This is a genomic window from Zhengella sp. (assembly GCF_041397485.1).
Lineage (GTDB): Bacteria > Pseudomonadota > Alphaproteobacteria > Rhizobiales > Rhizobiaceae > Zhengella.
Genome location: NZ_JAWKWO010000003.1, coordinates 330,253 through 343,632, shown reverse-complemented (window position 1 = coordinate 343,632; position 13,380 = coordinate 330,253). Strand labels below are relative to the sequence as shown.

General features: G+C 60.6%; 13 protein-coding genes and 1 tRNA gene. 1 reads left to right on the top strand and 13 read right to left on the bottom strand.

Annotated elements, in window-relative coordinates; genetic code table 11:
• Nucleotides 1-14 precede the first annotated feature (14 nt).
• From R3D65_RS11285 to R3D65_RS11250, 8 genes are all read right to left on the bottom strand, one after another.
• On the bottom strand, nt 15-1,025 hold the full coding sequence (locus R3D65_RS11285) for an NAD-dependent epimerase/dehydratase family protein (RefSeq protein WP_371275315.1): 1,011 nt from the start codon (nt 1,023-1,025) through the stop codon (nt 15-17).
• Complete coding sequence (locus tag R3D65_RS11280) at nt 1,022-1,462, bottom strand: transporter (RefSeq protein ID WP_371275314.1); 441 nt, start codon at nt 1,460-1,462, stop codon at nt 1,022-1,024. Before R3D65_RS11280 ends, R3D65_RS11285 begins: the two co-directional genes overlap by 4 nt.
• 103 nt (nt 1,463-1,565) lie before the next feature.
• Nucleotides 1,566-2,918: an FAD-dependent oxidoreductase gene (locus tag R3D65_RS11275; protein ID WP_371275313.1), complete on the bottom strand. Its 1,353-nt coding sequence runs from the start codon at nt 2,916-2,918 to the stop codon at nt 1,566-1,568.
• Nucleotides 2,915-4,366, bottom strand: a complete 1,452-nt coding sequence (locus R3D65_RS11270; RefSeq protein WP_371275312.1) for a UbiA family prenyltransferase — start codon at nt 4,364-4,366, stop codon at nt 2,915-2,917. Before R3D65_RS11270 ends, R3D65_RS11275 begins: the two co-directional genes overlap by 4 nt.
• Before the next feature lie 203 nt (nt 4,367-4,569).
• Nucleotides 4,570-4,833, bottom strand: coding sequence for a hypothetical protein (locus R3D65_RS11265; protein WP_371275311.1), 264 nt, complete (start codon nt 4,831-4,833; stop codon nt 4,570-4,572).
• A 119-nt stretch (nt 4,834-4,952) separates the two neighbouring features.
• Entirely contained in the window at nt 4,953-7,445 is a 2,493-nt protein-coding gene (locus R3D65_RS11260) for a mechanosensitive ion channel domain-containing protein (protein WP_371275309.1), read from the bottom strand.
• 16 nt (nt 7,446-7,461) lie between these two features.
• Entirely contained in the window at nt 7,462-8,172 is a 711-nt protein-coding gene (locus R3D65_RS11255) for a nitroreductase (RefSeq protein ID WP_371275308.1), read from the bottom strand.
• Nucleotides 8,173-8,196: 24 nt separating this feature from the next.
• Nucleotides 8,197-8,358, bottom strand: coding sequence for a hypothetical protein (locus R3D65_RS11250; protein ID WP_371275307.1), 162 nt, complete (start codon nt 8,356-8,358; stop codon nt 8,197-8,199).
• A 227-nt stretch (nt 8,359-8,585) separates the two neighbouring features.
• Between R3D65_RS11250 and R3D65_RS11245 the strand changes: the two genes are divergently transcribed.
• A complete protein-coding gene (locus R3D65_RS11245) occupies nt 8,586-9,674 on the top strand; it encodes a DNA topoisomerase IB (protein ID WP_371275306.1) in 1,089 nt (362 codons plus the stop codon).
• Between the two features lie 155 nt (nt 9,675-9,829).
• On the opposite strand, the gene R3D65_RS11240 is transcribed toward R3D65_RS11245, so the two are convergent.
• From R3D65_RS11240 to R3D65_RS11220, 5 genes are all read right to left on the bottom strand, one after another.
• A tRNA-Lys gene (locus tag R3D65_RS11240) sits at nt 9,830-9,905 on the bottom strand.
• Nucleotides 9,906-9,992: 87 nt separating this feature from the next.
• Nucleotides 9,993-10,907, bottom strand: coding sequence for a PhzF family phenazine biosynthesis protein (locus R3D65_RS11235; RefSeq protein ID WP_371275305.1), 915 nt, complete (start codon nt 10,905-10,907; stop codon nt 9,993-9,995).
• A gap of 72 nt (nt 10,908-10,979) precedes the next feature.
• Complete coding sequence (locus R3D65_RS11230; RefSeq protein ID WP_371275304.1) at nt 10,980-11,711, bottom strand: hypothetical protein; 732 nt, start codon at nt 11,709-11,711, stop codon at nt 10,980-10,982.
• Nucleotides 11,712-11,713: 2 nt separating this feature from the next.
• Nucleotides 11,714-12,823 carry an endonuclease/exonuclease/phosphatase family protein gene (locus tag R3D65_RS11225; protein WP_371275303.1) on the bottom strand — a complete coding sequence of 370 codons (1,110 nt, stop codon included), beginning with the start codon at nt 12,821-12,823 and terminating at the stop codon, nt 11,714-11,716.
• 169 nt (nt 12,824-12,992) lie between these two features.
• Nucleotides 12,993-13,280: a hypothetical protein gene (locus tag R3D65_RS11220; protein WP_371275302.1), complete on the bottom strand. Its 288-nt coding sequence runs from the start codon at nt 13,278-13,280 to the stop codon at nt 12,993-12,995.
• Between the last annotated feature and the right edge of the window lie 100 nt (nt 13,281-13,380).

Sequence of the window (13,380 nt, the reverse complement as noted above, 5' to 3'; positions counted from 1 at the left end):
TGCTCGTTCCTTCCTTATTCGGCCGGTGCGTGGGCGCCAGCAGCGGCAGCCTTGCCGTCGATTGCCGCGCGATATTCGCTATAGGCGGCGTTGAGCATGTCTTCGTCGCGGTATTGCGGCACCCAGCCGAGCTCCCGCTCCCCCTTGGAAACATCCAGGATGCATTCCTCGTCCGCGATGAGATATTGCTCCGGGTCCATCAGTGGCATGTTGAGAAGGTCGAGAAGGTCGAGCGTCCGCTTCACGGCCCATCCGGGTGTCGGCAGCAGGATGGATCTCGATCCGGCATGCCGTATCAGGTCGCCCAGCAGCTTGCGCACTGGGGGCGGATTGAGCGATCCGAGATTGTAGGCCTCGTTCGGTACGCCCGCCTTCCAGGCCAGTCGCGCGGCTTCCGCACAATCGAACACGGAAATGAACTGATAGGGATTGCGACCGGAGCCGATCATCGGAACCGGCAGGTTGAGGTCGATCAGCTTGAACAGCTTTGACAGGATGCCGAGACGACCCGGGCCGATGATCAGGCGTGGCCGGAACAGCGAGATGTTCATGCCCCTTTCACGCCATTCATGGGCGAGCAGCTCGGTCTTCCATTTCGACAAGCCGTATTCGCCGAGCGGAGCAACCGGGTGATCCTCCGTCATCGGTGTCACCACGGTATGGCCGTAGATCATGTCCGTGGTGAAATGGACGAGGTTGGGCGCGCCCGCCCTGTCCATGGCCTCGATGATGTTGACCGTTCCGTTGTAGTTGACCGGAAAGAAGAACGCGTGCCGCTTGGCCCGCACCTGGATCGGCGAAAGCATTTTGGCCGACAGGTTGTAGACCATGTCATCGGCGCGGATCCCCAGTTCGGCCAGATCCGTCGGCTTCGTCACGTCGCAATGGACGAAACGCGCCTGCGCATAATGCGCAAGGTTCGACTTCACGATATCGGCCACGACCACCTCTTCGCCATCGGCGATCAGCTTGGGCGCAAGATGGCGGCCGACAAAACCGTCACCGCCAATTATGATATGTCTCATCGGGTCAACTCGCTTGTCTGGATGGTGGTATCGGAGACTTGGGCCGTGTCGGTCGCTTCCGGGCGTTCGCGGCCGCTCTGCGCGATCAACACCGTGCCGATGCAGATGAAGCCGATGCCCGCCATGCGCAGCGCGTTCAGGTCCTCGCTGAAGACGTAGTAGGCGAAGACGGCGACCGCGACATAGGCCAGGCTCAGGAAGGGATAGGCGAAGGAAAGCTCGACCTTCGACAGCACATAGAGATGCGACGCCATGGAGATGACGAAGACGCAAAGCCCGAAGAAGATCCATGGGCTGAAAACGATCTGCAGGAGCTTCAGAACCGGGTTCACACCGGCAAAGGACAGTTCGCCCAATTGCAACATGCCATATTTCAGCATCAGCTGGGCCGCAGCATTTGTCATGACCGTGAACAGAATGAACGGTATGTATTTCATCGCGTACTCCCCATCTGCTCATTCTGTAGCAAATACTGAATAATATTTCGTGAATTCAGACACTTGTTGTAATTTATGGATTCTGTTCGCGAAGCAGTAACCATCACTCGGCGGCCTCCTTCGCCTGGCCGTGTTCGCCGAGGCGCAGCGCCGTACGCCGCCAGAAGTCCGACATGAAGGCCGGGTCGCGCCATGCCTCCAGGTTCTCCCAGTTCGGAAACGACGCAGCGAAGGTCTCCGGTGCCATGCGTGCATCCTTGTAAGGATTGACCGCGCCGCCGGCACCCAGCGTGATCCGGTCGAGTTCGCCAAGCAGCGCAAGCGTCGCCGCGCCGCGATTGGGAAAATCCAGGGTCAGTGTGTATCCGGGGCGGGCAAAGGACAGGAGACCTGCCGGCGCCATGGCGCCGAAGCGCTTCAGGACTGTCAGAAACGATCCCTGGCCAGCCTCGTGCGTGGCTCTCAGGAGCCGGGGAATCGTCTCACGGGCAGCATCAACCGGGACAAGGCTCTGGTGCTGGAACAGTCCACGCGGACCATACAGCCGGTTCCAGTGCCCGACCGCATCCAGAGGGTAGAAATAGGAGCGCCATCCGGTGATGTTGTCCCGGCCGGCCTTGCGGACCTGCGCCGCGCGATAGACCTTGTTGAAGAGTGCCAGGAAAGGCCGGTTCAGCACCGTGACAGGCGGCTGGAACGGAACCGCCAGGCGCGGTCTGCGCGCCGCGCCGTCCAGATTGCCGTTCGCGGCATGGTTTCCGGCGAGCAGCACCCCCTGCCCGGCCCGTCCGGCCCTGGCCATCTGGTCGATCCATGCCACGGCATATTCATGTTGCGCATCGGCTTCTTCCGCGCGTTCGAAATACGCATCGAGACCGGAAAACGGCATGACCGTTTCCGCAATATCCAGAGAAGCGACCTTCATCATGCGGATGCGCGCGCTGACGATGAGGCCGGTCAGACCCATGCCACCGATGGTGGCGCGAAAAAGCCCTTGATTGGCATCCTTCGAGCAGTCCAGGCGACCGAGGTCCGAGCGCACCAGCGCAATGCTCTCCACATGTGCGCCAAAGCTGCCGCGCCGGTGATGGTTCTTGCCATGGACATCATTTGCGATGGCGCCGCCGAGCGTCACATGCTGGGTCCCCGGCGTGACGGGCAGGAACCAGCCATGCGCTGCGCAATGGGCAATGATCTCGGCCAGCGTCGTGCCCGCCGCCGCTTCCAGCACGCCGCTTTCCGGATCAAATGACAGGATTCCGGCATGCCCCCGCATCGCGGCCAGAAGGCCACCGTCATTGTGACAGGAATCCCCGTAGGATCTGCCGTTGCCAAAGGGCAGGATACCGCCCGCCCCCGCGCTGCCGTCAAGCAACAGCGCCTGGGCGGCCGCAGGCCCGATGGCCCGCCGGCGCGCGATCCGGATACGGCCGAAGCTCTGGAAATCCCCTGTCATGCCCAAGGCCCCGACCAGAGCGCCAGAAGGAGCATGATGGCGCCGAAAGCCGCCATCATCTGGCTGCGCCAATCCCGCATGATGAAGACGACAGGGTCCTCATGCATCTCCCCACGCCGGGCAAGTACCCATATGCGCAGGATGATGTAGAGCACCAGCGGCGCCAGCGGCCAGATCATCCACGGTGTGGCATACATGGCCTTGACCGCGTCGGAATCGATGTAGAGCGCAAGAACGAGCACGGCGGCGAACCCCGCTCCGAGTCCCGCCTGCGAAATGACCTCGAAATCCTCGCGCCGGTAGCCCCGTCCGGCCAGCCGGATGCCTTCCTCGATGTCGGTATCCTTCAGCTCCACGAAACGCTTCACCAGTGCAAGCGAGAGGAAGAAGAAGACAGAAAAGGCAAGCAGCCAGAAGGAAACCCCGGTGTCGGTCGCCGCGGCACCTGCAAGGATGCGCATCGTGTAGAGACCGGCCAGCGTCAGCACATCGATGAGTAGCATTCGCTTGAGCGACAGCGAATAGGCTGTCGTCGTGACAAGGTAGCCGCCAAGCACAAGCCAGAAAAGCGGATCGAGCAGGCTGGCCGCGATGACGGAAATGGTCAGCAGGACCGCAACGGATTTCAGGCCGAAAGGAATCGACAGCGCTCCGGAGGCAAACGGGCGCTTGCACTTCGTGGCATGCTGGCGGTCCAGCGGCAGGTCGAAGAAATCATTGACGATGTAGATCGCTGATGCCGTTGCGGAGAAGGCGATGAAAGCGATCACGCATTGCACCACCATGACCGCATTGAAATATTCATGGCTCAGGATGACAGGAACCGCGATGAGCGTGTTCTTGAGCCATTGGTGGACACGCAGCATCTTGACGACGGCGCGCCACCCGGCCGCCGGTTTCTCTATCAGGTCGGCATTGTGTGCCCGCCCCCAATTCGCCGCGGCCCTGTCCGGCGCCACAACGATAGCCTGCCGCGCAACATCGAATATGTGAATGTCCGGCCGCGAATTGCCCGCATAGTCGAAGCCCGCCTCACCGTAGTGCTCCACGAGCAGCTTCCGCTTTCGTCCGGCAGTCAGGTTGGTTCCGTTTTCCGTCGCATGCACGACATCGAACAGGCCGAGATGGTCGGCTATGGCGTCCGCGAAGGCGCGTGGCGAACCGGTCGCAAGTATGATGCGGCGCCCACGCGCCCGCTCGCTTCGGATACGCGCCAGGACGTCCGCCCGATAGGGCAAGCTCCCCGCATCAAGCACGACGCGCCCTGCAATCTCACCCTTGAGCCGGGCAGGACCGCCCGAAGCGATCCAGAAAGGAACCATGAACAGGTAAAGGGGATTCTTCCGCAGCAGAAGGAACAGCCCCTCCCAGAGAAGGTCTGTTGCGATCAATGTCCCATCAAGATCAATCGCAAGCGGTATGGTCACCGCTTCATTGCGCACATCCATGGCTTTGTTCCCCGAAAGTCAGGATCTGTGCCGGACTATGGGGAAGAGCGGATGAAATAGACTTAATTCAGCGATAGATCATGCGAATTGCGGGTGTGTTTCATGGCGGACAGTCAATAGCCGGTTAATGGGCAAAAGAAAAAGCCGGACATTTTATCCGGCTTTTATCAATGACTGACGAGCAGAGGCACGAGACGCAAGTCTTACTTGAATACCGCCTTGCCGTTTGAGATCTCGATGGCCTCATCGCCCGTCAGCGCTTCACGATCGCCATTTGGCATGGTCACGAAGCACCCGTTCGGGCAAATCGAAACGGATTCGCCGGCAGCGACCGTGATTTCACCCTTGTTCGCACCTTCCGTGACGATAAGTGTGTGTGGATCGCCATCCTTGTTTGTCAGGCTTGCTGCCAGCGACGGTGCAGACATGCCCGCCAGGATGACTGCGGCGATAATCAGTTTCTTCATGTTCCTGCGGCCGAAGGCCGTCCCTCTTGCGACAGAGCCATGCTCTGCACCTTTATTGTCAGACTACACGATCAACCTGAACGGCGCCTGAACAGGCAATCGTGGCGCTTGCCCGCATGTCACGTCGCATTTCCCGGCTTGTCACGTGTTCCCTCGGTCCGGTCCGGTTGCAGTTCCGCGTCTCCCCTGGCCCTGCGTTCCGGTTCGGCACGCAGGGAATCGGCGACAGCACGAATATCGCCCGGCATGCCGGAGCGGATATGAATGTCCTGCTGCGGGAACGGAATCTCGATGCCGGCCTCCTTGAAGGCGGCATGGATGGCCATTCGCAATTCCGTCTCGACGATCAGGATATCAAAAACATCAGCCAGGTAGACGCGAAGCTCGAAGTCCAGAGACGATGCCCCGAATGCGGCAAAATAGATGACCGGTTCGGGATTTCGCAAAACCAGCCGGTGCTCCCGCGCCAGGCGCATGAGGATGTCCCGGACCTCGGCCGGATCGCTGTTGTAGGAAACACCAACCGCGATATCCACGCGGCCCAGATGGTTGCGATGTGTCCGGTTGCCGACGGGCTGGTTGATGAGATCGGAATTCGGCAGGATGATCGTCTGGCGCTGGAAGGTCTCGATTTCCGTTGCCCGGACGGAAATCTTCTTCACCAGGCCCATATATGGCCCCGCCTCGATCCAGTCCCCGACCTTGAAAGGGCGTTCCGCGAGCAGGATCAGGCCGGAAACAAAATTGGAAACAATGTTCTGCAAACCGAAGCCGATGCCCAGGGACAAGGCGCCGGCAACGAGCGCAAGATTGGAGAGATCGATACCCGCAACCGAAATCCCGATCAGCACCGCCAATGCAACGCCAAGATAACCCACGGCCGTGCGTATGGAATTTCGAACGCCTGCATCGAACCGGCCGCGGCTGAGCACATGCCCGTCGAGCCAGCCCTGGAACCAGCGGGTGGCGAAATAGGCCAGCAGGAAGATGACAATGCCGGTCAGGATGCCAACCAGCGAGAAAGAGACATTGCCGATCGTGACTTCGGTTGCCAGCCGGAGCGCCCAGGCCTGGATATCGGCAAACTGGAAACCCCATTGCAAAAGGATCATCGGCACGCCGATCAGCAGGACGAGGAAATTGATGGCCAGGCTTGCAACGAGGCCAAGCTGATCCAGCGTCTTGCCATCGCTTCGCCCCGCGCCTGACAGCAGGCCACCGATCAGTGTCCGCTCGAAATTGCCTTCTTCGGCTATGGCCTGCGCGGCCTTGAAGCCAAGATACATGGTCGCGAGAATTGCGCCGGTAATCACCACTTGCTTGCCAAGGAATTGGGCGAACCCGACAAATCCGAGCAATGACGCCATCACCGTCACCGCGCCAAGTCCAAACAGCAGGAACCGCACGGGCATCGGCCAGGCCCGCGGTACGCCTTCCTCCGTTGTGGTCGGGCGCACGAAACCTGTGCCCAGGATGATCAGCCCCAGAAGGACCGTCGAGAAAAGGCCCTTGGCAACGGTCAGGCTCAGCGGCGACATCATCACCGAATTGACCGTGTTCAGCACGTAGTCGAACCCGGTAATGAAGGCCATCGCGGTGGCGATCCAGTAAAGGAGCCGCGCCGGCCGGCTCTCCACCGCCACGAGGCGCCAGGCTGGCATGGCCGGCTTGAGCACGGCCCGCGCCAGCCGGTTGACGAAGAAAACGACACCGGCCATTTCGAATGTCGAGGACAGGATGCGGTCGATGCCGGGGCGCAGGACCTCGAACTGTTCAAAAAGGAAATAGGTCGCCGCCAGGAAAACCCAGAAGGCAACGGAAGGCAGCAATGTCGACCAGAAGGCCGTGGAAAGGCGAGCCAGGTAACCGGGTTCCTCGACAGCAGGGTCAGGCCGGATCACCCGTCCGAAGACCCGCTTCCCTCCGATCATGAGAAAGGCGGCACAAACCAGCGCAAGGAAAGTGGCCGAGAGCGCAGCCGGTGCCTTGAAGGTCGAAACGAAACGGAACCAGTTGGAAACGGTCCACCACAACTGCCGCAACTCGCTTTCGAAATCCGCGAGTGTTTCACCGAATAACCCGAAATTGACGTCGTAGCGGCGGGTCAGTGCCTGCGTGAAGAGGTCACGGCGTATCGTGTTGATCCGGTCGGCCAGCCGGTTCGCCGCCAGCGAGCTGTTCTCGGCCCGTCCGAGCAGGTCGTTGATGGCCGACTTCTCGGCGAGCAGGCGATTGCGCTCCTGTGTCACGCTTTCCGGCTCTGGCGGCTGACCATCGGCGGGTGGCGGACCGAGTTGCTCCAGCCGGGCATTGATTTCCGACAGACGCGGACGGAACGCCACCGATTCATTAAGCAGATCGCGGGCTGCATCCTCCGCAGCGATCTGCACGTTGACCAGACCGCTGTCGCTGTCCCTGACCGCATCGACAGATGCGTTCAGGTCTTCGATGGTCGCGATCAGATCCTCGATGACCGGGCGTTTCTCGGAGAGGATGCTTGCTTCGTCAACCTGGGCATGGGTCGAGCCGGTCCAGCCGGCCAGCACGACGGCTGACAGGAAAGCCAGTGCCCGAAGAAGGGAGAAAAACCGCCCTGTACCTTGCAACACCATGTGCCTTGCCCGCTCCTCAGTCCAGGAAGACGGCCCAGTCTTCCAGCGGCGCACGTTCTGTTCGCAACCGGTTTTCCGGCCTGCGTTCGTCCTCATAACCAAGCGCCACACCACAAACCACGACTTCCTCGTCCGGCATGCCGAGCAACGGGCGGATTTGACGGTGATAGGGCGCAAAAGCCGCTTGCGGACAGGTATGCAATCCCCTGCCCCGCGCGGCGATCATGATGTTCTCGATGAACATGCCCAGATCGAGCCACGAGCCCCGCTCAAGCCTGCGATCGATGGTGATGATCATCCCCACCGGCGCGTCGAAGAAGGTGAAATTGCGGTCGTGCTGGGCGCGCATCCTGTCCACGTCGCGCCGTCCGATTCCCAGAAGGCTGTACAGCGCAAAGCCGACAGTGCGACGGCGCGAAAGATAGGGTTCGAAAAAATGGTCCGGGTAGTACTTGTATTCGTCCCATTCGGCTTTTTCCGCCCTGATTCCGGAATTGAGAATGACTTCGGACACGGCCTGCTTCGTCTGGCCAGTCGTCACATAGACCTTCCAGGGCTGCATGTTCGTGCCTGAGGGCGCACGGGCGGAGACTTCGAGGATATCCCTGACGATTTTTTCGGGAACGCTGTCGGGCAGGAAAGCGCGGACAGAGCGCCGTGTCGTGATCGCGCTGTCGACCACGGCAGTCTCGTCGACCGTCAGTTTCTGGCGGTGCGGTGCATTCATCAACAGGGCTCTCCACTTCTGCGCTCAACTGTATTGGCGCCTGATATCACCAGATCGGCTTTCATTTTTCACACGATTGGCCGTGACACGCAATCGGATGAAAGCGTCTGTCCCCACAACCATCGGATACGGGCCGCTGCCGGCGTGATTATTCACAGGTTGCGACATTTCGATGTCGACAGCCATGGCCGCCTTCATCCGTTGGCTGACAGGCCTCCAGCCTGGCGTGCCACCGGGCACCGGCTTCCCCGGTTGCCTCCGCATTCTTCGGACATGCATGCTCGCATAAGCCCGGCGGAACCCGCCGCTCCTCAACGGGTTGTTTGCTTGGATAGTCTCCGGGCCAGTCTCCGGGGGCCGACTGCAGCGGTATTGCCGTCTTCTGACATCGTGTTTTTCGCGGAAAACTGCCCATGGACGCCACCACGCCCGCCGAAGAAACGACTGCTGACGAACCATGCCAGGACGTTGGTCTGGTTCATGTGACCGATAGCCAACCGGGTATACGAAGGCGTCGCGCCGGCAAGGGTTTCTACTTCCTTGACATGAAGGGCAAACGCATTCGCAATCCGGAGGAACTGGCACGAATCCGATCCCTGGCGATCCCGCCGGCCTGGGAGGATATTTGGATATGTCCTCTACCGGAGGGCCACATTCAGGCGACGGGCCGGGACCGGCGTGGGCGCAAGCAGTATCGCTACCACCCGGACTGGACCGCTTTGCGCGACACCGTCAAGTTTGCCAGCCTGGTCGGCTTTGCAGAAAAGCTCCCCACCTTGCGAATGCGTGTGGAGACTGGTCTCCGCCTGCGGGGGATGCCGCGCGAAAAGGTTCTGTCCGCTATCGTTCGCTTGCTGGACAAGACCTTGATCCGCATCGGAAACGAAACCTATCGCAAGGAAAACCGCAGCTTCGGGCTGACCACGCTCTCATCGCGGCATGTAGAGACGGCCGGAACGTCGATCCGCTTTTCCTTCAGGGGAAAATCCGGCAGGGAGTGGAAACTCAAACTGGTCGACAGGCGGGTCGCCAACGTCGTGGCTGCCATCGGAGAATTGCCCGGCCAGCACCTGTTCCAGTTCGTCGACGGCGATCAACGGCTTCCTGTCCACTCCCACGATGTGAACGACTATATCCGGGAAACGACTGGCGGTGATTTCACCTCCAAGCATTTCCGCACCTGGGCGGCCACGGTGCTTGCGGCGGCATTGCTGGCTCAGACAGACCGGCCCGATCGGAAACAGGCGCGCACGCGGACCGTCAAAGGGATTGTCGATCAGGTCGCGCGTGAACTTCGCAATACCCGCGCGGTCTGTCGCAGGGGCTACATTCATCCCGCACTCTTCGATGCCTTTGAGAGAGGTACGCTCCGGGACGATCTGGAATGTCTGCGGGGGCGCTTTCGCAAACCGTTGCGGGGACTGGATCAAATGGAATCGCTGGTGCTGCGATGGTTGAGGTCGGTTGACGACAGTGGCCCGTCCGGAAAAAACGGCCGCTGAGGCTTTCCAGCCGGCATCAAGGCTTTACACACGACACGAACACAGGAGGCATTGCCTATACCGTATCGCTCCGGCCGGGAAGGAAAAGTCCGGGAGTTCAACAGTTCCTGGGACGGGCGGAAGGCCTGTAACGACATCGGCCAAGACATTGAAATTGGTGGGTGATGTAGGGATCGAACCTACGACCCGCTGATTAAGAGTCAGCTGCTCTACCAACTGAGCTAATCACCCGCCGATGTGGCGCGATATAGCCCTCCCACTTCGCACTGTCCAGCCCTAATTGCCTCTCCCATGACGCTTTTTTGAAGTTGTCCGGCCTCAGACGAAAAGCGTCCCCTCCGCAAACTTCACTGCATGGCCGCCGATACGTGCGGCCAGCAGCGTTGCGTGTTCGACCTCTATTTCCAGATGGATTCGCGATGGACGCCCCATCTCCAGCCCTTGCTCGATGATGTGCCGGTGAACCCCGATCGACGGCTCATCGAAATGGACAAGAGCTCCGGCAAATGCCGCTGCCGCGGAACCGGTGGCGGGATCCTCGGGTATGCCATGGAAACCGGCAAACATGCGCACATGAAACGCACAATCGTGGTTCACTGTCTCACGGCAATAGACATAAGGACAGGACGCTTCCAGGGGGTCCGGATCATCCAGCGCTGACAGCCACAGCCCCTCATCCAGCCGCACATTTTGCGCTATGTCGAGATTGCGAACCGGAACACAGACATAGGGTACGCCGGCCGACCACGCGCTGACCATGTGGTTCTCGAAACCGATTTCATGCGAACTGATACCAAGCGCTGCAGCCGCGCCCTCTCTCGTCACGGGACAAGGCAGGCGCGCAGGCAATCTGGGAAGATCGAATTCCGCGAAAACACCATCGGAATCGCGCCTTACCGCTGCCCGCACCAGTCCGATCTTTTCTTCGAGCGTGACAAGCGCAGCGCCATTGTCCAGCCGCCCGTCCCGTTCGGCAATTGCCACCGCGGCGCCCACAGTGGGGTGTCCTGCAAACGGCAGTTCCCCTTCCGGCATGAAGATTCGCAGAGCCGCATTGTGCACGGCGTTGTCCGGGCCCAGTATGAAAACGGTTTCCGAGAGGTTGAATTCGCGCGCGATCGCCTGCATTGCATCGTCGGAAAGCCCTTCGCCATCAAAGACGACAGCAAGCGGATTCCCGCTCAGTGCACGGCTGGCAAAAACATCATAGATGGCATAGCGGCACCCGGTCACGTCTCATACTCCCCATGACTGCACTGTATTGATCCCTATCATGACATGGCCCGCGCCGTTTCGCATCGCAAATCATGCCGCCGGGAATGCCGCTTCTGCGGTCAGCCAGTCGAGAATCGGGGTCATGTGTGATGCCAGGCAACCCGGACGCTCTCGGCCGCCACCGAGTATGACCGGCCCCTCGATTTCAGGCTGCGGGTCGACGCGGACATGGGCCCGGATTCGCTGGGCCATGGCATCGGCATCTTGCGTGAACCGGTAGCGCCGCAGAAGAACCGTGTAGCTTTCTCCACGCCAGAGATGGTAGCCACTCTCGGCCCTCGCCTCCATGAGGTCGAGGCCTGCCTCCTCCCGCACTTCCCGTCGCATGTTGCCGTCGACGTCGATCCGGTTGTCTCGTATGTCGTCGGTGTCGAATGAGCCGGCCGCGAAATAGCATTTGCCTGCATTGGCCGTATGCCCAGCCATGCGAATGGCGATGAAGCAGCCATCCGCCGATACGGGAACGGCGTGTGCGAAGACGTGCTCACCAACCGCGGAATCGGGATACCGGATCCAGTGCAGGAGCGTTGAATAGCGGATCGTGTGAAAACACCCGTGCAAGAGGCCTTGGTCATCCAGCGCCATGGACACAAGCAACGTCGCAACGCCGTTGAAAAGGCTTGGATTTGCAGATTTCTCCCGAGCCCATGTTTCGGCGATGGCCCGTTCGTTGGCTTGCTCGAACGGATGCGGACCGGACACACGTTCGAGCCGTACATCGCGAACCTTCAGCATCTTGCCACGCGGAATGGTAATGGTCACGGTCAGGCTATATCCAGTTTCATGACAACCGGGCAATGGTCCGACGCCTTCGGCCTGTCCCAGCCCGTCCGCGGATAGCGGTCGGTTTCCTGTTCCGGCGGAAAGATCGTCCGCCAGGGCTGGCCGGACCGTATGATTTCGGGAACCCGCCTGGCATTGCGCTCAGCAAGACGAGGCGAAAGGAGCAGATAGTCCAGTTGGCACAGATGCCGCTCCTCCGGACCGCGGGTGTGGTAGAGCGTCCATCGCTCCAATTCAGGCAACCGCCGGCATGGGTCCACCGAAAAGCCGTCGTCAAGCAGCGCGTCGAGGCTGCTGGCGGCTTCGATGACCGGCTTGAAGGCATAGCCTGACCGCCGGTCGCCGGAAATCAGGATACGTTCGCGATAATCGTTGAAATCCCCGGCGACAAGCCAGCGCTTTCCGGCCGTGCGCCCGTCGAACTTGTCGGAAATGATCCGGCGTACGGCCCTTGCCTCTGCGAGACGCACCGGCATCGTATAGTCGCGTCCCGGAACACCGTCCCGGCTGCCCCCCATCGACTTGAAATGGACCGCGAAGACGGTGAAGGGGCGCCCGCCTATCGTCAGGTCGATCTCCAGGCAATCCCGCCTGAAAATCCGTTCATGGGCCTCGATGCCCATTTCGGCCAAGGCCGGATTGTGCAGGCCGAGATCGCCAAAGGTGACATGCGCGTGGCTTTGCATCGCCTGGAACTCGATTGGCTGGCCATCCCGGGTCTTGTCGCGCATCATGACCGCCACATCGATGCCGCGCCCGTCATTGCCGGGCGCCAGATACTTGTGGCGATAACCGGACCCGACCATCTTGAACAGGTATCCGTATTCGAAGGCATGCAGGGCATCGAGATTATCCACCTCCTGCAGGACCACGATATCGGCATGGGTATCGGCAATGGCCAGCGCGGAAAGCTGCCGCGTGTCGTCTGTATGGGCGATCGTGCGCGCGGCCTCCAGCCGCTTGTACTGCTCCTCATCATCGATCTTGTAGAGGGCAAGCGTCCGGTCCTGGTTGAGATTGTTCCGGTAGCCGGAAAAATCGAACCGGTTCATCAGGTTTTCTATGTTGAAGGTGGCAACGCGAACTGACATGCGGCGAGTTTGGACCGCGGATCATGTGGCCGCAAGTTGTATTCCATGCTGTTCACGAAAAGATCCGGCGGCAAGGGTCGTGCATCCCTGGCCGCAAGGCGGGCCCTGAAAGATGGGGCCGACGGGACATCCCGGTGCCGACGGATGGACCTGTGGCGGCGGCCAGGCGTCACTCCTCGAAGCGTATTCCTGCACGAACGGGCGTGCGCCAGCGGATCGTGGCCTGCTTCGGCGCAAGGCCGCTGATCCGCACTTCGAACCGTGTCGGAATACCTGCGGTATCGCCCATTGCCAGCAGCGCGCCTTGTCCGGAAACGTTCCGCACCACCGCATCCAGCGACGAATAGCCACTGTTGAAACGAAGGACGGCTCCCTTGAAGGCACGTTGACGATGTTCGGCGCGCCGTCCCAAGTCCCCACCCGTCTTTTCCGCCAGTACCGAATGATGCTCCATCATGATCGCCTTTCCTGTCCTGCGCCAAAACGGCCACCGGAAACAGAGAGCATTTTCCGGGCCAAGCCGTTCCAGCCGCCCTGAGAGGCGCTCAAACGCCCTC

Bases quoted from the DNA above. Each gene is read 5' to 3' on its own strand.
- R3D65_RS11220 (WP_371275302.1), bottom strand. From the start codon at position 13,280: ATGATGGAGCATCATTCGGTACTGGCGGAAAAGACGGGTGGGGACTTG.
- R3D65_RS11265 (WP_371275311.1), bottom strand. From the start codon at position 4,833: ATGAAGAAACTGATTATCGCCGCAGTCATCCTGGCGGGCATGTCTGCA.
- R3D65_RS11275 (WP_371275313.1), bottom strand. From the start codon at position 2,918: ATGACAGGGGATTTCCAGAGCTTCGGCCGTATCCGGATCGCGCGCCGG.
- R3D65_RS11280 (WP_371275314.1), bottom strand. From the start codon at position 1,462: ATGAAATACATACCGTTCATTCTGTTCACGGTCATGACAAATGCTGCG.
- R3D65_RS11245 (WP_371275306.1), top strand. From the start codon at position 8,586: ATGGACGCCACCACGCCCGCCGAAGAAACGACTGCTGACGAACCATGC.
- R3D65_RS11260 (WP_371275309.1), bottom strand. From the start codon at position 7,445: ATGGTGTTGCAAGGTACAGGGCGGTTTTTCTCCCTTCTTCGGGCACTG.
- R3D65_RS11255 (WP_371275308.1), bottom strand. From the start codon at position 8,172: ATGAATGCACCGCACCGCCAGAAACTGACGGTCGACGAGACTGCCGTG.
- R3D65_RS11225 (WP_371275303.1), bottom strand. From the start codon at position 12,823: ATGTCAGTTCGCGTTGCCACCTTCAACATAGAAAACCTGATGAACCGG.
- R3D65_RS11285 (WP_371275315.1), bottom strand. From the start codon at position 1,025: ATGAGACATATCATAATTGGCGGTGACGGTTTTGTCGGCCGCCATCTT.
- R3D65_RS11250 (WP_371275307.1), bottom strand. From the start codon at position 8,358: ATGGCTGTCGACATCGAAATGTCGCAACCTGTGAATAATCACGCCGGC.
- R3D65_RS11270 (WP_371275312.1), bottom strand. From the start codon at position 4,366: ATGGATGTGCGCAATGAAGCGGTGACCATACCGCTTGCGATTGATCTT.